Here is a 22,293-nt window from a genome sequence, read left to right as displayed (position 1 = left end):
AAAGTTGCATAGCATTACCATCAGGTATTGGATTTTAACGATGACGACTAAGCGACCGCCAACTGCACTCGAAAAGATGGGTTTAAACAGCCCTATGGCGCTTGCTTTGCACCTGCCATCCCGTTACGAGGATGAGACTGAGCTCTTTACCATCGAGGAGGCTTTGGGCTTAGGAAGATTCCACTCCATTCAGACTCAGGGTGTTGTCATTCGAAATCAGGTGACGTTCCGCCCAAGAAGGCAGCTTTTGGTCACGATTGAAGATGACACTGCTTCGCTACAGCTCAGGTTCCTCAATTTCTATCCCAGTCAGCAAAAGCAAATGGCAGTCGGCGCTCATGTGCGAGTGCGAGGCGAGGTTCGTGAGGGCTATCAAGGCCCTGAAATGGTTCACCCCATAGTTCGGGCTGTAACGCCAGATGCACCATTGCCGGCGAGTTTGACCCCGGTCTATCCCGCGAGCGCAGGTATCTCGCAAACCATTATTCGTAAGGCGGTTTTACAAGCCTTACGTGATTCAAGTCTGAAAGAAAGTTTGGCGGAGTTTCTGCCGCCAAAACTGATGGCAGAAATATTGCCAACTAATGATTGGCCACGGCTGCAAGATGCTATTACTTATTTGCACCAGCCGCCTGCTGACGCTAATACCCAATCACTTCTAGAGCGAACACATCCTGCATGGCGCCGTGTGCAGTTTGAAGAATTGCTCGCGCAGCAGATTTCTTTAAAGCGAGCCCATGCCATTAGAAGAGAAAGGCGTGCCCCTAGTTTTGCGAAGGATCAGCAAGTAAGTAAAGCAAAAAAAATCAATACCAACATTGAAGAGGGCTTGCTCAAAGTATTGCCCTTTCAGTTGACTGGTGCTCAAGCGCGTGTCTGGTCTGAGATTGGCCTCGATCTATCGAATAACTTTCCAATGAACCGTTTATTGCAGGGTGATGTGGGTAGCGGAAAAACAGTGATTGCCGCATTAGCTGCTGCGCGCGCAATGGATCATGGCTATCAAGCTGCCATCATGGCGCCTACAGAAATCTTGGCAGAGCAGCACTATCTCAAAATGCAGGAGTGGTTTGAGCCTTTAGGGGTCAAGATTGCATGGCTCTCGGGTAGCTTGAAGGCCAAGGAAAAAAGACTTGCCCAAGAAATGATTGAGAGCGGTGATGCGCAGCTCATCATCGGTACGCATGCGCTTATTCAAGATAAGGTGAGCTTTGCCAAGCTGGGTTTGGCAGTAATCGATGAACAACATCGATTTGGTGTGAGGCAGCGTTTGGAGATTCAGCAGCGGGTTGGCTCGGAACTGTTTTATTGCCACCAGCTTATGATGTCAGCGACCCCTATCCCTCGTACATTAGCGATGACCTATTACGCTGATCTTGATGTTTCTGTGATTGATGAATTGCCTCCCGGTAGAAAGCCGATTGCTACTAAGGTGGTGAAGGCGGCGCGTAGAGATGAGGTGATCAGTGGGCTGCACGATTGGCTGGCTAAGGGATTGCAGGCCTATTGGGTTTGCCCTTTAATTGAAGAGTCCGAAGTATTGCAATTGCAAACCGCGGTTGAAAGCTTTGAGCAGCTCACACAAGCGTTGCCGAATTTCAAAGTAGGTTTGGTTCATGGCCGCTTGAAGAGTGAGGAGAAGGCTGCGGTGATGGCGGCTTTTAAGGCAAATGAAATCCAACTCTTGGTTGCAACCACGGTGATTGAAGTGGGTGTGGATGTCCCCAATGCAGCTCTGATGGTGATTGAGCATGCTGAACGTTTTGGTTATGCGCAAATTCATCAGTTACGTGGGCGCGTTGGGCGCGGTTCAGCAGATTCCGTTTGTATCTTGATGTATGCAGAGCCCTTATCTTTAGCGGCCAAAGAGCGCTTACAAACCTTACGAGAAACTTCAGATGGCTTTGTAATTGCGGAGCGAGATTTGTCGCTACGGGGCCCTGGTGAGTTATTGGGGGCCAAGCAATCAGGCGATGCGATGCTGAGGTTTGTGGATCTGCAGCGCGATGCGTGGCTGATTGAGTTGGCACAGACGGCAGCAGAGCGTTTGCTAGTTGAGCATGGCGATTTAGTGCAGCGACATCTCGAACGTTGGTTGGGCTCTCGTACAGAATTTCTAAAAGCTTGATAATGACGCCATGAGTATGACTGTCAATAAAGAAAGGCTATTTATCTGATGCGTGATCGTATTGTTGCTTACGCCTACTTGATTCGTCTAGATAAGCCGATCGGAACGCTGCTTCTATTGTGGCCAACTTTGTGGGCGCTATGGTTGGCCAGCGGCGGGTTTCCTGAGTTGCATTTACTCATTATTTTTACCTTAGGTACATTTTTAATGCGCAGTGCAGGCTGCGCTGTCAACGACTATGCAGATCAAGATTTTGATCGCCATGTTTTGAGAACTCAGGATCGGCCGATTACCAGCGGCAAGATTTCTGGAAAAGAGGCATTACTCATAGCAGCCATGTTGGCGTTAATAGCTTTCCTGCTGATCCAGCCCCTCAATGCCTTGACCAAAGAACTCTCTTTCTTCGCTTTGGCGATTGCCATTCTCTATCCATTTACCAAACGCTTTTTTGCTATTCCGCAAGCAGTCTTGGGCATTGCTTTTGGCTTTGGTATTCCGATGGCCTATGCAGCAGTCCTCGGTTTTATTCCGTTGGAGGCGTGGATTTTATTCATCGGTAATATCTTTTGGGCGATTGCTTATGACACGGCTTACGCCATGGTCGATCGTGATGATGATCTGCGATTAGGTTTAAGTACTTCAGCCATTACCTTCGGTCGTTTTGATGTTCTCGCAATTGCTCTGAGTTATGGCGTGCTATTTCTGAGTCAGATTTGGGTTGCTCAATTAGCAAACCTCAGCAATTACTTTTGGGTGGGATGGTTTTTGGCATTAGCTTGCGCTATGTATCACCTGAAACTGGTATCTACTCGCAAGCGCGAGGATTGCTTCAAGGCATTTCGTCATAACAACTGGTTGGGGGGATTCCTATTCCTTGGAATCCTCTTGGGTTTAGCTCGCCTTTAGCTTTTGCCCAGTTCATCACCCATAGCTTTGCCACGTTGGCTAGCGGCATCGATTGCCTTCTCAAGTGCACCATGCCAATCGAGTTGCTTGAGCATATCCAGCGCAGCAGCGGTTGTACCGCCCTTTGAGGTGACCCGTTCGCGCAGTACACCTGCATGCTCATCGGAGTTATGGGCAAGCTGTGTGGCGCCTTCTAAGGTGGCGTAAGCTAGTCTGCGAGCAGTGGATGCATCAAGCCCAAGCTTCTCGCCGCTCGATTGCATTGCCTCTAAGAAAGCAAAGACATAGGCAGGACCACTTCCAGAAACAGCGGTAACAGCATCCATAAGCTTTTCTTCATTAACCCATACCGCTTGACCTACTGCTTTACAAATAGTTTCAGCCAAGGCGCGATCGGATGTATTGACTGCGGCATCGGCGAATAGGCCGGTAATACCTTTACCAATCAGGGCGGGGGTATTAGGCATCGCACGCACGCAACGCTCATGATCAAGCCAGCGACTCATATCTTTAAGGCGAATGCCCGCGGCAATGCTGAGAATAAGTGGGCCTGGTGCTGTTGCATGCTTGAGTTTTGCACTTAAAGACTTCGCTACTACATTGAAATCCTGAGGTTTAATCGCCATGACTACAACGTTGTTCTTAGAGAAGTCAAAAGCAATTTGATCCAAAGCGCCGATGATCTGTACACCAAAATCTTGATGTAATTGCAGGCCGGTGCTGGCATTGGCTTCGACTACAGAGAGTTGGTTAGCCTCAAAACCATTGGCTAGCAATCCGCTGATTAATGCGCGACCCATATTGCCGCCACCAATAAAAGTGATGTGGGCATTTTGATTGATTTGTTGTGTGCTCATGCTTTTATCTTATCGCGCTTCCCAAAAATGGCGCTTCCTATACGTACCATGGTGCCGCCTTCAGCGATTGCAGCCTCCATATCATCTGACATTCCCATCGATAGGGTGTCAAAAAAATCATACCCAAGATCATTGCTATGCTTTGCTTTAATTCCAACAAAACACTCACGAACAGCAGCGAAAGCTTGGCGTTGTTGACTGATATCTTTGCTGGGCGCGGGGATAGCCATGAGTCCGCGAAGCACAAGATTGGGTAGTTTCGCGATTGCATCGCAAAGCGCCTCGACTTCCTCAAGGGCTATACCACTTTTGGATTCTTCTTCGCTGACATTAATCTGTACGCAAACTTGCAGATCGCCTACTTCCGAGAATTCTCCGCGTTGAGTTGAAAGGCGCTCTGCGATTTTGAGGCGGTCAATGCTGTGTACCCAGTCAAAATGTTCTGCGACATCGCGCGTTTTATTACTCTGAAGCGGGCCAATAAAATGCCACTCTAGCCAAGGGCGTAATTTGACGAGTTCCTGAATTTTCTCGACACCTTCTTGAACGTAGTTTTCACCAAAGGCAGTTTGACCAGCATGCATCGCTTCTTCAACCGCTATTGCTGGAAATGTTTTGCTCACCGCAAGTAGTTGAATGTCCTCTGACTCACGTTTGGCCGCTAATGCTGCCAACTCTAGTCTTTGCTTTACCAACATGAGGTTGGCAGTAACTTGACTCATTGTTTGGTTTGGCCTTGTTTGTTGATGAGTTGATCAACGATCTCGATCCAATGCAGAACTGGAGTGTCATCTTGCTGAAGATGGGTGATGCAACCAATATTTCCAGAAACAATGACTTTTGCACCAGACTCTTCGCAGGCGGCATTGAGATGAGTTAGCTTGTTATTGCGTAACTGCTCTGAGAGTTCTGGCTGGGTTACCGAATAGGTGCCCGCAGAACCACAGCAAAGATGACTATCAGCACACAGGCGCACCCCAATGCCAATGCTGGATAGGAGGCCCTCTACCTTTCCGCGAATTTGTTGACCATGCTGAAGGGTGCAGGGCGGGTGATACACCACGCCAGGCTTGGGATCAACACCCACTAGTGCAATGAGCTCTTCCTGAAGTGCAGGCAGTATTTCTGAAATATCTTTAGTGAGACCAGAGATTGTCTTTGCCTTGTCGGCGTATTGCGGATCGTTTGCAAATAGATGCCCATAGTCTTTGACCATCACGCCACAACCAGAGGCCGTCATCACAATAGCTTCAACACCTTGCTCGACTTGTGGCCACCAAGCATCGATATTTTGCCTCGCGTTGTCTAGTCCACCAGTTTGATCGTTGAGGTGGTAGCGTAATGCGCCACAGCAAGTGGCATTAGGTGCGCTAATTAACTGAATCTTGAGTGCATCTAAAACACGTGCCGTTGCTGAGTTGATATTTGGCAACATACCAGGTTGAACACAGCCCTCGAGCAATAGCATCTTGCGAGAGTGGCTAGCCTGAGGCCTTGCATAGGGATTGGTATTGCCGGCCAAAGCTTTATTTTTAGCTTCAGGAATCTTGCGCTGGATGCCAGTCGGCATAAGCGGGCGAACCAAGCGACCAATCGCCATTGCGGAATTAAATAACTTAGGACTAGTTAAACCCTCTTTCAGAGCCCAGCGAGTGAGACGCTGACCAAGGGGGCGCTCAGGAGTATTTTCTTCTGCCCACTTGCGACCAATATCCACCAGGTTGCCGTATTGCACCCCGCTAGGACAAGTGCTTTCGCAATTACGGCAAGTCAGGCAGCGGTCTAAATGCATACGTGTTTTTTCAGTCGGCGCTTGCCCTTCAGCCATTTGCTTGATGAGATAGATGCGCCCACGTGGGCCATCGAGCTCATCACCCAAAATTTGATAAGTAGGGCAAGTAGCGGTGCAGAAGCCACAGTGCACGCATTTACCAAGAATTCTGGCGGCCTCTATACCCTCAGGGGTATTGGCGAATTGGGGGGCGAGTTGAGTTTGCATATAAAGAATTAAGGAAGGCGTGAAGTAGCAAATACGCCTGCTGGATCAAAGGCGGCTCTTAGGCGTGCTTGTACTGCCTCTAAAGCAGTTGAGTGCGCTTGTTCACTCAGAAGGGTAAAGCGTTGATTGCTTGGGTCAACATGACTTCCCTGTTTAAACCGAGTTGCGTGTCCGCCATGGGTATGGGCTAAAGCTTTGAAGGATGCAAAAGTTGCATCATCGCTAGGTGCTTTAATCCAGCGCTGCTGACCATGCCATTCAAAAACAATGTCACCACTTGCGTTTTCAAGCGTCAGTGGTCCGCAGGCAGCTGGCAGAGCTAAACGATAGAGCGTGTCATTGCTATGCAGGCTTGTAAAAACGGCCAAGCGCTGTTCACGTAAATCATCCCAGAATGCTTGTGCAGTTGTCGAATCTACTTCGGTAGCATCAATAGCGGCATTCATGAGGGGAATGGCAGCTTTAACTGCTGTAAGCGCGCCGGCCAAACGAATGGTCAGCTCGCCATCTTGTCTTGGCTCACCAATCCAGCAACTTGCTGATAGTGGTAGTGGTTGCCCAGCCCATTCATTTAAAACCCGTAAGGCATTTTCCTGAGAGATCTGACAGCGTAGCGTTGCAGTCGCTGCTGGCTTGGGCAATACTTTTACAGAAGCTTCGAGCAAAAGCGATAAAGTTCCCATGGAGCCGGGGAGTAAACGTGAAACATCATATCCAGCAACGTTCTTCATGACCTTGCCCCCAAACGCTAGGTCTTGAGCTTTACCATCGAGGATGCGAGCGCCTAGAACAAAGTCACGTAAGTTACCAACGCTGATGCGACCTGGGCCTGCTAGGCCTGCAGCAATAGCTCCACCGAAGGTGGCAGCGTCACCGAAGTGAGGGGGTTCAAATGCGAGCACTTGATTCTTTTCCGCTAGAGCGGCTTCAATTTCCTTTAATGGCGTACCTGTACAAGCTGTAATCACCAATTCTTCAGGTTGGTACTCCAAGATGCCGGAGTAAGGGCGGGTATCTAACTTGGCGTAGGAATTAGCATTGCCATACCAAGATTTAGTGCCACCACCTTCAATGGATAAAGGGGTTTTGTTTTTGGCTGCCGCTCCAACTCTGGATGCGGTAAGTTGCCGCCACTAATTCGCATACGACCGTACTCAGCACAGCGATTCAAAGTGGGAATAGCCTTATCAGGATTTAACAATCGCTCTGGATCAAATGCTGATTTAACACCCCAGAAAGATTCACGTTCACCTTCGCCAAACTGAACGCACATAGAATTAATCTTTTCAATACCAACGCCATGCTCACCAGTAATCGTGCCATCAAGCTCAACGCAGGCCTCTAAAATTTCAGTGCCGAATTCTTCAGCGCGATGCCACTCTTCTTGATCAGCTCCGTTAAACAAAATGAGTGGATGCATATTGCCATCACCAGCATGAAATACGTTTAAGCAAGCAAGACCATACTTCTTTTCCATGCCCTGAATACGTCTCAGTAGGGTGCCAATATTTCTACGTGGGATAGTGCCATCCATGCAGTAGTAGTCAGGCGCTAAGCGTCCAGCTGCGGGGAATGCATTTTTGCGACCACTCCAAAACTTCAGGCGCTCTGCTTCGTTTTGAGAAATCTGAATACCGCTAGCGCCTGCTTGTTCGAGCACTTTAGTCATGCGATCAATTTCTTCTGCAACCTCTTCAGGCGTGCCATCGGACTCGCAAAGAAGAATGGTCTCGGCTTCAAGGTCATAACCTGCATGAACAAATTCTTCTACTGCACGAGTGGTGGCTTTATCCATCATCTCTAAGCCAGCAGGAATAATGCCGGCAGCGATGATGGCGGCAACCGCATCGGCGCCTTTTTCAATATCGTCAAAACTAGCCATGATGACACGTGCTAATTTCGGCTTAGCAATCAACTTCACTGTGACTTCAGTTACCACGGCAAGCATGCCTTCGCTACCCATCACGATTGCCAATAAATCGAGGCCTGGAGAGTCTGGCGCAAGACTGCCAAATTCCACGATTTCACCGTTCATCAAAATGCCGCGAACTTTGAGGACGTTGTGAAGTGTTAGGCCATATTTGAGGCAGTGCACACCGCCAGAATTTTCATTCACATTGCCACCAATAGAGCAGGCAATCTGTGAAGATGGATCTGGTGCGTAATACAGGCCAAGATGGGCAACTGCTTCCGAGATGGCTAAATTACGTACGCCGGGCTGCACAACTGCCGTTCTGGTGAAAGGATCAATGCTGATGATCTTTTTGAGTTTTGCAAGGGAGAGAACTAAGCCTTGAGAAATGGGCATGGCACCACCGGATAAGCCGGTACCGGATCCGCGCGGAACGATCGGCACCTGTATTTCAAAGCAAATCTTCAGTATCTGGGCAACTTGCTCCTCCGTCTCCGGCAGAGCAACTGCCAGTGGCATGCGTCGATAGGCCGCTAGACCATCACATTCATAGGGAATTGTGTCCTCAGGCTCCCATAGCAAGGCATATTCTGGGAGGATAGGGCGCAAGGCCGATACCAGTTTGGATTGAAGGGCGGTAATAGCCGCGAGTTCGGGGGGTGGGGTCACCATATTCATAGGAATCATTTTAGCCATTTACCTATAATTAGTTTTATGGGAAATCGACTTTCAAAAATAGCCACCAGAACTGGTGATGCAGGCATGACCGGTCTTGGCGATGGTAGCCGAGTAGAAAAGGATCATTTGCGCATCTGCGCCATGGGCGATGTAGATGAATTGAACTCCGAAATCGGTGTTTTGATGACTGAATCGATCCCAGAGAGTCTTATCGAAGAGTTAAGAGTCTTATTTTTGCAGGTGCAGCATGACTTATTTGATTTGGGTGGCGAGCTTTGCATCCCCAATTACACCTTACTCAAACCAGAGCAAGTAGCCCAGTTGGATATTTGGTTAGAAAAATACAACTCAACTTTGCCCCCTCTAACTGAATTTATTCTTCCGGGCGGCACTCGTGCGGCAGCTCAGGCGCACGTCTGTCGAACAGTCTGTAGACGTGCTGAGAGGTTGATTGTGCGTTTGGGTTGGGAGGAGCCGCTATACGATTCTCCGCGTCAGTATGTGAATCGCTTATCGGACCTCTTGTTTGTATTAGCACGTGTACTTAATCGTGCAGCAGGTGGCCAAGACGTTTTATGGAAGCACGAAAAAAAAGAGACTAAATAAATTAGCCTCTTTTGAAGTGATTAAAGCAGCCTCACTTTGCTTTTCTGCGATTCTTCACAGCTAAAGCCAAGCGTTGCAATACATTGACCGAGTCTTCCCAGTTAATGCAGGCATCAGTAATACTCTTGCCATACTCCAATTTGCTTGGATCATCTTTTCCGGGTGAGAATTTTTGTGCGCCATCATTTAAATGGCTTTCAATCATCACGCCAAAAATTTGATTTGAGCCAGATTCAATTTGCTCGGCAATATTTTCTGCCACCACAATTTGACGCTCATGTTTTTTGCTAGAGTTCGCATGAGATAAGTCAACCATCAAACTGGCTGGAAGCTTGGCCGCTTCTAGCTCAGAGCAGGCTGCTTGAACATACTGCGCTTCATAGTTAGGCTCTTTACCGCCACGCAAAATAACGTGACAGTCTTTATTACCTTTAGTTTCCACAATAGAAACTTGACCATTTTTGTGCACTGACAAGAAGTGGTGTGGACGGCTAGCTGCTTGAATCGCATCAGTAGCGATCTTGATGTTGCCGTCAGTACCGTTCTTAAATCCGATTGGAGCAGAAAGACCTGAGGCGAGTTCGCGATGAACTTGGCTCTCAGTTGTGCGTGCTCCAATAGCGCCCCAAGAAATCAGGTCAGCAATGTATTGTGGGGAAATAACGTCCAAGAATTCACTGCCAGCAGGCATGCCAAGACGATTAATTTCCATCAATACTTGACGGGCAATTCGCAAACCTTCTTCAATCCGATAGCTCTCATCTAGGTATGGGTCGTTAATTAAACCCTTCCAACCTACTGTCGTGCGTGGTTTTTCAAAATAGACGCGCATCACAATTTCGAGTTCACCAGCAAAACGATCGCGCTCTGCGAGCAGTCGTTGGCAGTACTCAAGAGCTGCGCGGGGATCATGAATCGAACATGGTCCGATGATGACGAGCAGTCGATCGTCTTTTCCATGAATGATGTCGCGGATCTTTTTACGTGTTTTGCTAATGAGTGCTTCAGTAGGTGTTCCCGAGATTGGGAAAAAGCGAATCAAATGCTCTGGCGGCGGCAGAACAGTAATATTGTGAATGCGTTGATCATCCGTGTCTGACGTTTTATCAACGGCAGCGTACCAGTTTGCGGGATTAGTGTTTTGTTGGCTCATACGGCTATTTTAAGCCGTATTAAGCAGTTCCCCCGACAGTCAGGCTGTCGATACGTAAAGTTGGCTGCCCAACCCCCACAGGGACGCTCTGACCTTCCTTGCCACAAACCCCAATGCCGCCGTCTAATTTCAGGTCATTTCCGATCATGGAGACCTGTTTTAGGGATTCAGGACCACTGCCGATGATGGTGGCACCTTTGACGGGATATTGAATTTTGCCGTTTTCAACCCAATAGGCTTCTGAGGCTGAAAACACAAATTTGCCGCTGGTAATGTCTACTTGGCCACCCCCAAAGTTCACTGCATAGAGGCCACGTTTGATGCTGGCCACGATTTCTTGAGGATCATCTTTGCCAGCCAGCATATAGGTATTCGTCATACGGGGCATCGGTAGGGAGGCAAAACTCTCACGTCGTCCGTTGCCGGTGAGGGGCATATTCATCAGACGAGCATTGAGGCTATCTTGAATATAGCCCTTCAAAATACCATCTTCAATGAGTGTCGTGCATTGAGTGGGCGTGCCTTCATCATCGATATTGAGCGAGCCGCGACGTCCTGATAGCGTTCCATCATCTACTACGGTGACACCCTTAGCGGCAACACGCTGCCCAATGCAGCCAGCAAAAGCAGATGAGCCCTTGCGATTGAAGTCACCCTCTAGGCCGTGACCTACCGCTTCGTGTAATAACACTCCAGGCCATCCTGGCCCCATTACCACCGTCATTGGACCGGCTGGAGCAGGGCGGGAATCCAAATTAATTAGAGCGCCATCAACAGCTTCATCAACATACTGATTAATGAGTTCTGTATTGAAGTAATGGTAATCATGGCGAGCGCCGCCGCCTGACGATCCGGATTCGCGACGACCATTTTGTTCGGCAATCACATGAACCGATACCCGCACCAGCGGACGCACATCCGCAGCTAACAAACCATCAGCACGAACCACAAGTACTACATCAAACTCACCAGCTAGACTCGCCATGACCTGAATGATGCGCGGGTCACGCGCCTTTGCGCGGCGCTCAATGCCTTCGAGCAAGGCAATCTTTTCTTGAGGCGCCAGTGAGTCAAGGGGATTTAAATCTGAATAGAGCCCGTTCGAGACGGGTGTAAATAGTTTGCTTACAATGGCACGTGTACCGCCTTGAGGTCCAATTACTCGAGTGGATTTAGCCGCCTTGCTGAGGGCTTCTAAATTAATTTCATCAGAGTAAGCAAAGGCAGTTTTATCGCCATAGATTGCGCGCACTCCAACGCCTTGGTCAATGCTGAAGCTGCCGGATTTCACAATGCCTTCCTCAAGACTCCAGCTCTCGCTACGAGTATGCTGGAAATAAAGGTCGGCATCGTCGAGCTGATGCGTAAACATATTGCCAAAGGTATGATGCAAATCTTGCTCAGAGAGGCCAGTTGGCTCGAGTAGGATAGATTTAGCTAGCTTGAGAAGGTCAGCCTGTTTTTTGGGCTTAGTCCAATCGCTTGGGAACTTTCTGTATTAAAGCTTGCGGTGTTTTAGTGCCGGTAGCTTAGAGCGTACCTCTTTTAATTTATCTTTGCTGAGTTTGCCCTGAATAAAACCTTCCCCTTCAGGTAGATTGCTCAATATTTCTCCCCAAGGGTCAATTAGCATGCTCTCACCCCAGGTTCGACGTTGATTTAGGTGTAGACCACCTTGAGCGGAAGATAGTACATAGCACTGGTTTTCAATAGCACGTGCACGCAAGAGGATCTCCCAATGATCCTTGCCAGTAGTGTAAGTAAATGCAGCTGGAATAATGTGGCAATCTACTTGCCCAAGTGCGCGGTATAGCTCTGGAAAACGTAAGTCATAGCAAATGCTTAAGCCGAAGCTCCAATCAATTTCATTGACGCTGATTGCAAATTGACCCGGTTGGCTGCCTGCTGAAATAGTTTCCGATTCTTCGTAACGCTCGGTTTTGGTTTGAAAGCCAAACAAATGCATTTTGTCGTAGCGAGCGATTTGCTTGCCCTTCGGATCAAATACCAAGGAGGAATTCAAAACTTTATTGGATTCTTTTGCCTCTAGGGGGATGGTGCCAGCAACGAGATAAATATTATTTTCTTGGGCAATAGCGGCAAGGCGCTCTTGAATAGGACCGGACCCGGCAGCTTCTCGCGCACTTACCTTATCGGTATCTTTCAAACCCATTAAACAAAAATATTCTGGCAATACGGCAAGCTGAGCACCGCAATCTGCAGCCGCTTTAATCAAACTGGCGGCAACCTCAAGGTTCTCGCTGAGGCTAGGGGTCGATACCATTTGTATCGATGCCATATTAAGTTCAGAAGTATTTCTTGGTAAGTTCATTTACTTAGTTTGGCATTTGGGAGGGGTTATTTTGATTTTCGGGTGGGCTTGCAGGTGCAGAATTTGGCGCGCTAGGTTTAGCTTGCTCTTTCAAAAGATTTTTAGTGCGAATCGTCTCCATCGTTTTGGCATCAAGCGGTTGCCCCTTCTGATCAAGCGGAATTACTTCTGGATTTTCCCAACACCCCTGAATCAAATAATCCGTTTGCATAGTGCGATTAATTTGGTTGGTGATGAGGTATTGACCTACTACCGCCCCTAGTCCAATGATAGGGTTGATCATAAATGCAGCTAGTGAGCCGGCTGTGGCATCAATTGTTGGGAATATAGTGATCCTTAAATCTTGAGTTTCTTTTGGGACATTAATTTGCCCTGCCATTGCGACGCGGGCCTGATCCAGAATCATGGTGAACTGCTTGGTTTGTGCAATTCCTTGTGTTATCTCAAAATTACTACTAATCGAGTTAAATGGTGTACCTTTGGTGGCTAGGTTGCCGAGGCTGCCCTTTAAGTCTAAGGTAGCAAATCTAAACAAGCTTTGCAGACTCAAGACATCCAATAATTTCGCGCCATCAGAATTGACTTCAAGTAGGCGACCTTTGGCAAGGTCAAGGCTAACGTTACCTGCAAGAGAATCATAGTTAGGCGAAAAGGGTGACCCAGACCATGAGAGTGAAGCATTGAGTTTTCCTTCTCCGCCCTCTACCGACTTGGAGTTGCTCCAATGCGAAATGATTTGTCCCGCATCTTTGATATTTACATCCGCAGTGAAAGAGCTTAATTCAGCATTTTTTGGAGTATGAGCAAGCCATTGGCCCTTGATAGTCGAATTGCCTTGAGGATTATTAATTTGAATAGACTCGACCTTCATGAGATCCTGACTAGTCCTAGATTTGATCTTCACTGCACCTAGCTTTGCTTTTGTCCAACTCAAGTCATCAATGACTAAATCTAAGCTGGGAATCGCGTTGGGACTGATGGGGGTCTTAAGGGGAGATGTTTTTTGTGAGGCATCTTCCTTATTGAGTAAGTCTGGGGCTAGGCGTTGATCTGGCACCTTTAGGCGTGCGAGTCTTCCAGAAATTAACCCGCTCGGATGATCGCTACTACCCGGTTGCCATTGCAATTGACCAGCAATTTGTGGTGCATTCAAGCGCAGTTGCCAGCCTACATTTTTGTTCTGTGACTGCATGCTGACATCAGTCCAATCGCGGTCTAGGGCAATTAATTTCTTTACTTGAGCAGATATTTGGATGTCTTCTTCGGCAGCGTCAATCTGTTTAGCGTCACTCGCTTTATTTGCTGCTTTACCCGTTCCAAAAAACTCTATCCATTGATCAAGATCGAGTTCATTGCTGGCTAAGTGTAAAGAGATACCTTGCTGCGGCAGTGGTGTTGGAGACCCCACTCCTAATGCATTTTTTACGTCATTGGCAGAATTAAGATTTCCTTGGAGAAAATATTGATCCCCCAATTTACCGGACCAATCTGCACGAACTGGATTGCTTTTACTTGCTGGATAAGTCTTTAAGTTGAATTCGCCCAACATAGGAGTGCCGGCTAATTTTTTGGCAGGCGCTGGGGCAGAGCTTGCCCAATTACGTAAATCAAACTTCAGATTGGTTTCGCTACCACTTTTATTGAAGTTGATCAGACCTTCATATTTAGCTGACCCACTCATTGCACTCAGAAGTGCTGGATGCGCTGGAGATTTTAAATTTCCTGAAATGTAATCTTTTATAAACCTGGCATTAATGTCGCCACCAATGCTGAAGCTGGTGTTGCCTACCGCAGATGGTGCGCTGGAAATCTTAAAAGTCCCGCCTAAAAAATTCGCAGTGATGTTTTCAAACTCTGGATTGACTTCGGTAATACGCACCTTGCCCTTCAGGTTGTCTAGTGGAGGAGCTTGCCCCCATTGAGCTTGGTTTCCGGGGAGGTTAATTTTTGCATCGAAGTGAACATCATCATTTCCGGACAGCGGGATTTTTAAGTCAAGACCCACATTCACTGCGCCCTTGAGGGTAAGATTTTTAGCTAAGTTGGCTTGTTGCACGCCCACAGGTGATGCAAATACGTATTCAAGAATTTCAGAGCCATCCCCTGCGATTGATCCATTGATGAGTAAGGTGAGATTTTTGGCGCTGAGATTTGGGATTTGGGATTTCACGTCGGTCAGTGCTACCTTTTTGTAATTTGCTTTATCGACGTCAATGTTCAGGGTTGCCTGCTTTATGTCGATGTTGCCGCTGACATTACTAAATGCTTGCCAAATTCCCTGGCTTCTTGGGAGTAGGGGTGCTGGTTTGAAGCTCGCTTTGGAAAAAGGTAGGTGCAAGCTGAGCTCCCCAACAGTTCCACTTGGGTAAGGCGCTTGATTTGGGTCACCTTTGATATGTAAAGAGCCATTTTGAATCTCTCCAGACTCAAAGGCTTTACTGAGGTACAGACGACTATCCTTATCCATTCCAACCGGTAAGTAGCGATGTGCTGTCGCTAATTTTGCTTTAACAAACTCCATATCCAAGGCCATTTGATCGGGTTGCTTGGCGGTTCCGATCAGATAGCTAAGGTCAAAATTGGTAGTGATTTCAGAGTTGCTAAGCTGCATTTTCTTTGCATTAATGAGCCAGCCACTTTTTTGTTTGGACCAATTAATATTGCCTTTAGCACGGTCTAATTGAATCTCTGGGTCAGATAGAAAATCATTCATCACTAACTCAAGATTGCCCGAATCCATTGTGAAGCTACCCTGCTTCTGATTACTCACGAGATTGCCAGATAAATTCGAAGCTGAGGGCATGGATTTATTTACCCCAGTGAAGCTAATGTCATTCAGCTTTGCGCTGACGGTGAAATCGAGTTTGTTGGAAGTAAACCAATTACCCGGTATTGGTAAAGCCGATAGGGCCGATTGGCTTTCGGACCAATTCATTTCCACATTCTCTAGCTCACCATCTGCTTCAGAGATCTTGATCCACTGGTGAATTTTTTTCGGCAGAGGGAGATTGAGTGCGAAAAGTGCAATATCTTCAACTTGTATTTTTGGCGATGAGAAGCCAAACTCTTTGATTTCGCCACCATCTTTTGGCGGACGCCAACGGAAAGTAATTGGACTTAATTTATCCAATGGTGCGGTGCTAGGGCTATCGATATTTCGCCATGCCAAGGTTTTTGTTGTGATGGAATTGAGGCCACCATCCGTCTCCTGAATAAGATTGGTTTCCAATCTACCAAACTCAAGAGGATCCTGATTTTTGTTTAATTGAACCCGGAGCTTATCGGCGACTAAATACATTTGCCCGCCATTCGCCATTCCGACATCGAGCTTTATGCTACCCTTGGAATTGAGTTTGCCGCTTAAGTCATGCAAGGGAAGACTCAGGTCTTTAGAGATTTGAGTGAGGTCTAGATCTGCTAGATCCCATGAAAAAATACCGATCCAGTCCCGCCAATTACCTGCTTGTCCGCCAAGATGATGAACAAAGTCAGCCTGGAGTTTGATCTGATTTGGACTCCAAGGAGTTTTCGTGAGCAGTTGAGCCTCATGGCTCCGAATGCCATTTGTGAGATGAATACTTTGAACATCAATTGAAGTCTTTAGATTTTGACTTTGTTGGTCTTCCCAGAAGATTTTGGCATTATTAATTTGTATGTCGTTTTGAGCGAGCAACCAATTCTCAGCAGCAAAATCATTCTCTTTGCTGTGAATAGGAATACCAGCAACAGAGACAGCGCCTGTTGAATCTCGTTTTGCATGGAGCTCAATCTGCTCAAATGTGATCTCGTGAAAATAAGGTGTCAGGTGATAAAAAGAGAGCCAGCTGAGTTGCCCGCTAATATTTTTAATCTGTAGGGGTGGCGGCACAGCATCGGCGTTATTGAAACGTAACCCTTCAATTGCAAAGCTGGGTCGAATTCCTGTCCATGAAACTTGCACGGCATCCATTGTGACGTTGGTGCCTAAGCGCGCACTCATTAAGCTTTCTAGGGCGGGCTTGGATTTCTCGATCTGTGGCCATAAAACAAAACGCACCCCAAGATGGCCAAGCACAAAAAAAGCCACGGTGACACCAGCAAGAATAAGGGCACGCTTACGCCAACGACCGCCAGTGCCTGGAGCACGTTTTTGAAGCACGCTCTTCAGGCGGGTCCGGATGATGTTTCGTAACATGGACTCTATTATCCGTCAGCCATTGGGCGATCGCCAAGCTTCTGCGGTTTGATTCTGGAGTCGGATTAAGATGGAGAAATGACCGATTTTGCTGCCCAAATTGAATTTCTAAAGCAACACTCCAGCTATGCGCAACGCTGGCTTCATTCTCGCCCTGAATGGGTCGATTGGCTTCGTTTGCAGGGTTCTCGCAAAGTCGATGTTGCCGGGATTAGGGGTCTATTAACCCCTTGCGAGGATGCTTTGGCAGGTTCAGAGCAGGACGAGGTTCAATTTATGGCAGATCTGAGGCTGGCAAGACAGCGCCTCATGCTCTGGGTTGCCTTCCGAGATCTCAATGGCATTTCTGATCTCAGCGAGGTGACCCATGCCTTGAGCCACTTCGCGCAAGAGACGGTGGCTCTCTCGATTGCTTATATTCGTGAGGATCTGCAGCGTCGTTTTGGTTTGCCGTGGAGCAAGGTTACTGATTCAGAGATGCCTTTGATGGTAGTGGGTATGGGAAAGTTAGGCGGTCTAGAGCTCAATCTTTCTTCTGATATCGACCTCATCTTTTTATACGAGCATGAAGGAGACACTCAAGGCGGCCCTAAGAGTATGTCTTATCACGAGTGGTTTACCCGAATGGGCAAGCGCTTGATCAAACTCTTGGCAGAACATGATGCGAATGGCTTTGTGTTTCGGGTAGATATGCGTCTCAGACCCAATGGAGACTCCGGCCCCTTGGTCTGCAGTCTCGATATGCTCGAGGAATACTTATTGGTCCAGGGTAGGGAGTGGGAGCGCTATGCTTGGATTAAGGGTAGATTGATTGCGCCTTTACCTGACTCCCCCTCTTTTGCCTATTGCGATCGCGAACTCGATCAATTGATTCGCCCTTTCGTATATCGTCGCCATCTTGATTACGGTGTGGTTGCCTCCATCCGTGAGCTACATGCGCAGATACAGCATGAGGCTGAGAAGCGCTCTTCCAATCATCATGGTCGATCTAGGGATATTAAGTTGGGTCGGGGCGGCATCCGTGAAATTGAGTTCTTAGCGCAAATGTTCCAGTTGATGCGGGGCGGGACTGATCCACGTTTTCGCATTCGACCTACTCTGGAAGTATTGGACTTGGTAAAGCAACAAGGAATTTTGCCGGCCAATGAGGTGGATGATCTTAAGACGGCTTATGTTTACTTGCGTCGCTTAGAACATCGTATTCAGGTATGGGAAGATCAGCAGACACACTACTTGCCTGAAGATGAAGGTGCTCGCACTCGATTGGCTGCGAGTATGGGTGGCCCTGATCAGCTTCAAGAGCGAATTGCTTTCATATCGGAGCTCGATAAACACCAAGCCGCGGTAGCTCAATATTTTGAAAAAGCCTTTGTGCTAGATAATGCTGCGCGCCTAGACAATACCTCTTTACCAACTGGATGGGAGCCTGATAGTGCGCTGTTCCCAGAGTCTGCAGGGCGTTGGTTGACTTGGGCTGATGGCTCCAAGCAAAGACAATTGTCAGAGAAAAGCAGAATTATTTTCAATAACTTGATTCGTAAGGCTGCAGATAGTTTGGAAGCAGATCAGCCTGCTGTAATTAGCGCCGACCAGACTTTACTTCGCTTCTTTGATTTGCTGGAGGCGGTTGCCCGACGTAGTGCCTACCTATCCATATTGTCTGAGTACCCTCAGGCGCTGTCCAACGTATTGGCTTTGCTAAAGGCATCTCAATGGGGTGCTGAATATTTAACTCGGCATCCCCATCTGCTGGATTACTTACTTAATTCACGTACTGAAAAAGCGCTGATTGAACAGCCGGAGCAATATTGGCGAGAAGTAAAGACTACTTTAGATATGCGTCTTGATGACGTGATGGCCGATGGTGATGGCTCAGAACAGGCGATGGATATTTTGCGTATTACCCATCACACTGAAACCTTTATTACTTTATTGGCGGATCTAGGCATTGGCGTTGATCATGAGCTTTCTGTTGAAAAGGTCAGCGATCATTTATCTGCTTTGGCAGACTTAATATTGCAGACTACTTTTGAGCGTGTTTGGCCTGGTGTTGTCAAGAAATTTGAGCTGTCACTAGATACGACTGCGCCATTTGCAGTGATCTCTTATGGAAAATTGGGTGGAAAAGAGCTGGGATATGCCTCCGACTTGGATTTGGTTTTCTTGTATCAGGCCGAAGAAACGGATTTTGCCGCCCAAGAAATTTATGCCTTACTTGCTAAGCGCATGATTAATTGGTTAACGGCCTATACATCTGCAGGTAGTCTCTTTGAAATCGATACGCGCCTTCGTCCGAATGGCTCCGCAGGATTTTTGGTGACGAATACTGATGCCTTTAAGAAGTATCAGTTGCGTGAAGGCGATAACGCTGCATGGGTTTGGGAGCATCAAGCCCTGACACGCGCACGTTTCTCAGCTGGAAGTGAAGCGGTTGGAGCATTCTTTGATGATGTGCGTTTTGAGGTTTTAAGTCAGAGGCGCGATGTTGATCAACTCCGTCATGAGATTTTAGAAATGCGACGCAAGGTTCATGCTGGACATCCAAACCCCACCCCCGATTTTGATTTGAAGCATGACGCCGGCGGAATGGTGGATATTGAATTTATCGTGCAATTTTTAGTCCTCGCATATTCAAATACTCATCCACAACTGATTGGTAATTTGGGAAATATCGCCTTGCTGCGCATTGCTGGAGATGTGGGATTAATTCACGCTTCAATAGCTCAACAGGTGGGTGATGCCTATCGTTTACTTCGGGCGCGGCAACATCGCTTGCGTTTAGACGGTGCAGAAAAGACGCGTGTAGATTTGGGTCTTGAGCCTCAACTTGTGCAGGCAAGAGAGGTCGTGCTAGTTTTGTGGCAAGAAGTATTTCTTGCTTCCTCAAATGCTTAAAGACTTAATGTTGCTCTAGCAGTTCTCTCGCATGTCGACGCGTTGTGCCGGTGATAGTTGTCCCGCCCAGCATGCGAGCTACTTCTTCAACGCGCTCAGATCTTCCCAGCGGCGACACTTGGGATAGGGTTTTGTCCCCCGCCTGAGATTTACTGACTTTGAGGTGGTGATTGCCTTGTGCGGCTACTTGTGGCAAGTGGGTTACGCAAAGGATTTGATGTGATTCGCCAAGCTGGCGCAATAACTTTCCAACTGTCTCCGCAACAGCCCCGCCGATGCCGGCATCGACCTCATCGAATATGAGTGTGGGGGTAAATGAGGCTTTGCTAGTGATCACGCTAATGGCTAAGCTAATCCGAGCTAATTCACCACCGGAGGCAACTTTCGCAAGTGAGCGGGGAGTGCTGCCGGTATGACCTGCAACCAGAAATTCAATTTGCTCAAGACCATGAGTACCACCTTCAGCTAATGGCAGCAAGGCGATTTCTAGCTGTCCACCTGCCATTGATAAATCTTGCATTGCGGTAGTCACTTGCTTGCCTAAATCTAGCGCAGCCTTATTGCGTTTTTGCGTGAGTATCTTTGCTTGTTTGAGATAGGCAAGTTCTTCTTGCTTCACCTTCTCGCGTAAAGCCTCTATATTTTGAGAGGCAGTCAAGGCCTCCAAGCGTTCGCTGGTGTCGAGCAGTAGTTTTGGCAATTCATTTGCTTCGATGCGGTATTTTCGGGCGGCACCATGGAGTGCTTGCATGCGCTCCTCAACCTCGCTGAGACGCCCAGGATCTAAATCCAGTTTTTGCAAATAGCGATTGAGGCTATGCACTGCTTCATCAATCTGAATTTGTGCTGACTCTAAGGCTTGGCTGATATCACAGAGTGCGGAGTCATGCTCTGCTAATGCACTCATATTGGCGCTAGCTTTAGATAGGGTGGATTCCACAGAATTATCAGCATCACTGAGAGCATCAATTGCTTCTTGGCAACCACTGATAATTTTTGCACCATTAGCTAGGCGAGCATGTTCACTTTGAATAGAGGGCCATTCACCATCTTGCGGAGAGAGTTCAGTGAGTTCTTCTAATTGCCATTCCAAACGCTCACGTTCGCGTTCAATATCTTGCCCAGCGTTTTCAGCTTGCTCTAATTTGCGACGCGATTCATTTAGCGTTTTAAATAGTTGCGAGACTTCGGCGGCTAGCTCTAAGTGATTCGCATGACGATCTAGAAGCTCACGTTGTGCACCACCCTTGAGCAATAGTTGGTGGGCATGTTGCCCATGAATGTCCACCAACTGATCGCCTGCTTCACGAAGTTGCACCAAGGTTGCTACGCTACCATTAATGAAGGCACGGCTACGACCATTAGCTTCAACGGTTCTTTTGAGTAATAGGCTTTGCCCTTCATCCTCAATGGGAAAGCCTTGCTCATCAAGCCATTGATTGAAGTGCTGAATTTGTAGCTGATCAATGCGAAAGAGGGCACTGATTTCGGCGCGGTTACAACCTTCACGAATTTGGCTGCTATCCGCACGTTCACCCAATACCAAGCTAAGTGCGTCTAAGAGGATGGATTTACCAGCACCAGTTTCACCGGTGAGGACTGTGAAGCCTGAAGAAAAGTCTAGCTCTAGTTGGTCAACAATGACAAAGTCGCGGAGCGATAGAGTTTGAAGCATGCCTTAGCGTACCGAAAAATTCGACATCAGAATGTCGATGGATACTCATTCCAATGTAACTTCTCTCGCAAGGTTTTGTAGTCGCTATGACTGCGAGGGTGAAGCAGGGTAATAGTTTTTTTAGATTGGCTTACTTCAATGATGTCACCTGATTGCAAATTAGTTTGTGATTGCATATCAAAGTTCACAATGACTTCTCTGCCGTCCACCACTTCGATGCTCACCACAATATCTTGTGGCAATACGATGGGGCGATTGGACAATGAATGCGGGGCAATTGGTGCCAACAGAATTCCTGCTACCCGCGGATGCAAGATGGGGCCGCCGGCTGATAGGGCATAAGCAGTTGAACCGGTAGGAGTCGACACAATCAAGCCATCAGAACGTTGGTTGTACATAAATGAGCCATTGACGCGTACCGCAAGCTCGACCATTCCAGAAATTCCGGAGCGATTCACAACCACATCGTTTAACGCAAGAGCTTGGTTAAGCTCTTTACCATCGCGTAAGACAACTGCATCAAGCAGGGTTCTGGTATCCGCTTCAAATTCACCAGCAATAATTTGCGGCAAGACTGTTTGAACGTTCTGGATTGGGATGTCGGTCATGTAGCCCAAGCGGCCCATATTGATGCCAACGAGAGGGACTTTGCTGCCGGCCAGCTGACGGCCGATACCAAGCATCGTGCCATCACCACCCAAAACTACTGCTAAATCAATTGCGTCCGCAAACTCCTCAACTTTCTTGATGGGATAGGCGGTCAGACTAAGATGGCTTGCAGTGGCGCTCTCAACATAGACTTCACAGCCTTGCTGGCTCAGAAGTGCTGCTAGGTCATTAAGGCGCTCTTGCATGCCGTCAGCCTGATATTTGCCGACAAGCGCAACCCGGCTAAATGCCTTTTTGCTGGAATTTGGGGATGGGCTTAACATATAACGATTAAACCATACGCATAAAATCCCTTCCACTATGGATGAT

The 22,293-nt window shown here is 47.7% G+C and carries 14 protein-coding genes and 1 pseudogene; 4 read left to right on the top strand and 11 right to left on the bottom strand.

The genetic code is table 11. The features are described 5' to 3' along the window. The first annotated feature begins 40 nt into the window (after positions 1-40). Both recG and ubiA read left to right on the top strand, forming a co-directional pair. On the top strand, positions 41-2,128 hold the full coding sequence (gene recG, locus B7Y67_RS06980) for an ATP-dependent DNA helicase RecG (RefSeq protein WP_293598021.1): 2,088 nt from the start codon (positions 41-43) through the stop codon (positions 2,126-2,128). Between the two features lie 48 nt (positions 2,129-2,176). Continuing rightward, positions 2,177-3,034, top strand: a complete 858-nt coding sequence (gene ubiA, locus B7Y67_RS06975) for a 4-hydroxybenzoate octaprenyltransferase (protein WP_293598020.1) — start codon at positions 2,177-2,179, stop codon at positions 3,032-3,034. Here ubiA and proC read toward each other — a convergent pair. The 5 genes and pseudogenes from proC to B7Y67_RS06950 form a co-directional block, all read right to left on the bottom strand. Continuing rightward, positions 3,031-3,891 carry a pyrroline-5-carboxylate reductase gene (gene proC, locus B7Y67_RS06970; RefSeq protein ID WP_293598019.1) on the bottom strand — a complete coding sequence of 287 codons (861 nt, stop codon included), beginning with the start codon at positions 3,889-3,891 and terminating at the stop codon, positions 3,031-3,033. The genes ubiA and proC overlap by 4 nt on opposite strands. Beyond that, on the bottom strand, positions 3,888-4,613 hold the full coding sequence (locus tag B7Y67_RS06965; RefSeq protein WP_293598018.1) for a YggS family pyridoxal phosphate-dependent enzyme: 726 nt from the start codon (positions 4,611-4,613) through the stop codon (positions 3,888-3,890). The genes proC and B7Y67_RS06965 overlap by 4 nt, the downstream gene beginning before the upstream one ends. Continuing rightward, a complete protein-coding gene (glcF, locus tag B7Y67_RS06960) occupies positions 4,610-5,890 on the bottom strand; it encodes a glycolate oxidase subunit GlcF (RefSeq protein ID WP_293598017.1) in 1,281 nt (426 codons plus the stop codon). Before glcF ends, B7Y67_RS06965 begins: the two co-directional genes overlap by 4 nt. An 8-nt stretch (positions 5,891-5,898) precedes the next feature. Then, entirely contained in the window at positions 5,899-6,963 is a 1,065-nt protein-coding gene (gene glcE / locus B7Y67_RS06955) for a glycolate oxidase subunit GlcE (protein WP_293598024.1), read from the bottom strand. 26 nt (positions 6,964-6,989) lie between these two features. Continuing rightward, positions 6,990-8,474, bottom strand: a pseudogene (locus tag B7Y67_RS06950) (FAD-linked oxidase C-terminal domain-containing protein); the annotation flags it as partial. A gap of 42 nt (positions 8,475-8,516) precedes the next feature. Between B7Y67_RS06950 and B7Y67_RS06945 the strand changes: the two are divergent. After that, on the top strand, positions 8,517-9,086 hold the full coding sequence (locus B7Y67_RS06945) for a cob(I)yrinic acid a,c-diamide adenosyltransferase (protein WP_293598016.1): 570 nt from the start codon (positions 8,517-8,519) through the stop codon (positions 9,084-9,086). 31 nt (positions 9,087-9,117) lie between these two features. Here the strand turns inward: B7Y67_RS06945 and B7Y67_RS06940 are convergent, their stop codons facing one another. The 4 genes from B7Y67_RS06940 to B7Y67_RS06925 form a co-directional block, all read right to left on the bottom strand. Continuing rightward, positions 9,118-10,239, bottom strand: coding sequence for a 3-deoxy-7-phosphoheptulonate synthase (locus B7Y67_RS06940; RefSeq protein ID WP_293598015.1), 1,122 nt, complete (start codon positions 10,237-10,239; stop codon positions 9,118-9,120). Positions 10,240-10,258: 19 nt separating this feature from the next. Continuing rightward, positions 10,259-11,668, bottom strand: a complete 1,410-nt coding sequence (tldD, locus tag B7Y67_RS06935; RefSeq protein WP_293598023.1) for a metalloprotease TldD — start codon at positions 11,666-11,668, stop codon at positions 10,259-10,261. 69 nt (positions 11,669-11,737) lie between these two features. Beyond that, positions 11,738-12,571 carry a carbon-nitrogen hydrolase family protein gene (locus B7Y67_RS06930; RefSeq protein WP_363926825.1) on the bottom strand — a complete coding sequence of 278 codons (834 nt, stop codon included), beginning with the start codon at positions 12,569-12,571 and terminating at the stop codon, positions 11,738-11,740. A 4-nt stretch (positions 12,572-12,575) separates the two neighbouring features. Beyond that, a complete protein-coding gene (locus B7Y67_RS06925) occupies positions 12,576-16,745 on the bottom strand; it encodes a YhdP family protein (RefSeq protein WP_293598013.1) in 4,170 nt (1,389 codons plus the stop codon). Between the two features lie 78 nt (positions 16,746-16,823). Here B7Y67_RS06925 and glnE point away from each other — a divergent pair, with 78 nt between their 5' ends. Next, positions 16,824-19,640 (top strand): bifunctional [glutamate--ammonia ligase]-adenylyl-L-tyrosine phosphorylase/[glutamate--ammonia-ligase] adenylyltransferase, encoded by a 2,817-nt coding sequence (gene glnE / locus B7Y67_RS06920; RefSeq protein WP_293598012.1) that lies wholly within the window; start codon positions 16,824-16,826, stop codon positions 19,638-19,640. Between the two features lie 4 nt (positions 19,641-19,644). Here glnE and recN read toward each other — a convergent pair whose 3' ends face one another. Both recN and B7Y67_RS06910 read right to left on the bottom strand, forming a co-directional pair. Then, positions 19,645-21,315: a DNA repair protein RecN gene (recN, locus tag B7Y67_RS06915; RefSeq protein WP_293598011.1), complete on the bottom strand. Its 1,671-nt coding sequence runs from the start codon at positions 21,313-21,315 to the stop codon at positions 19,645-19,647. Positions 21,316-21,341: 26 nt separating this feature from the next. Next, positions 21,342-22,247, bottom strand: coding sequence for an NAD kinase (locus tag B7Y67_RS06910; protein ID WP_293598022.1), 906 nt, complete (start codon positions 22,245-22,247; stop codon positions 21,342-21,344). Positions 22,248-22,293 lie beyond the last annotated feature (46 nt).

The organism is Polynucleobacter sp. 35-46-11 (genome assembly GCF_002281105.1).
Note: the sequence above shows the minus strand (reverse complement) of the source record. Positions and strands in the feature narration are given on the sequence as shown.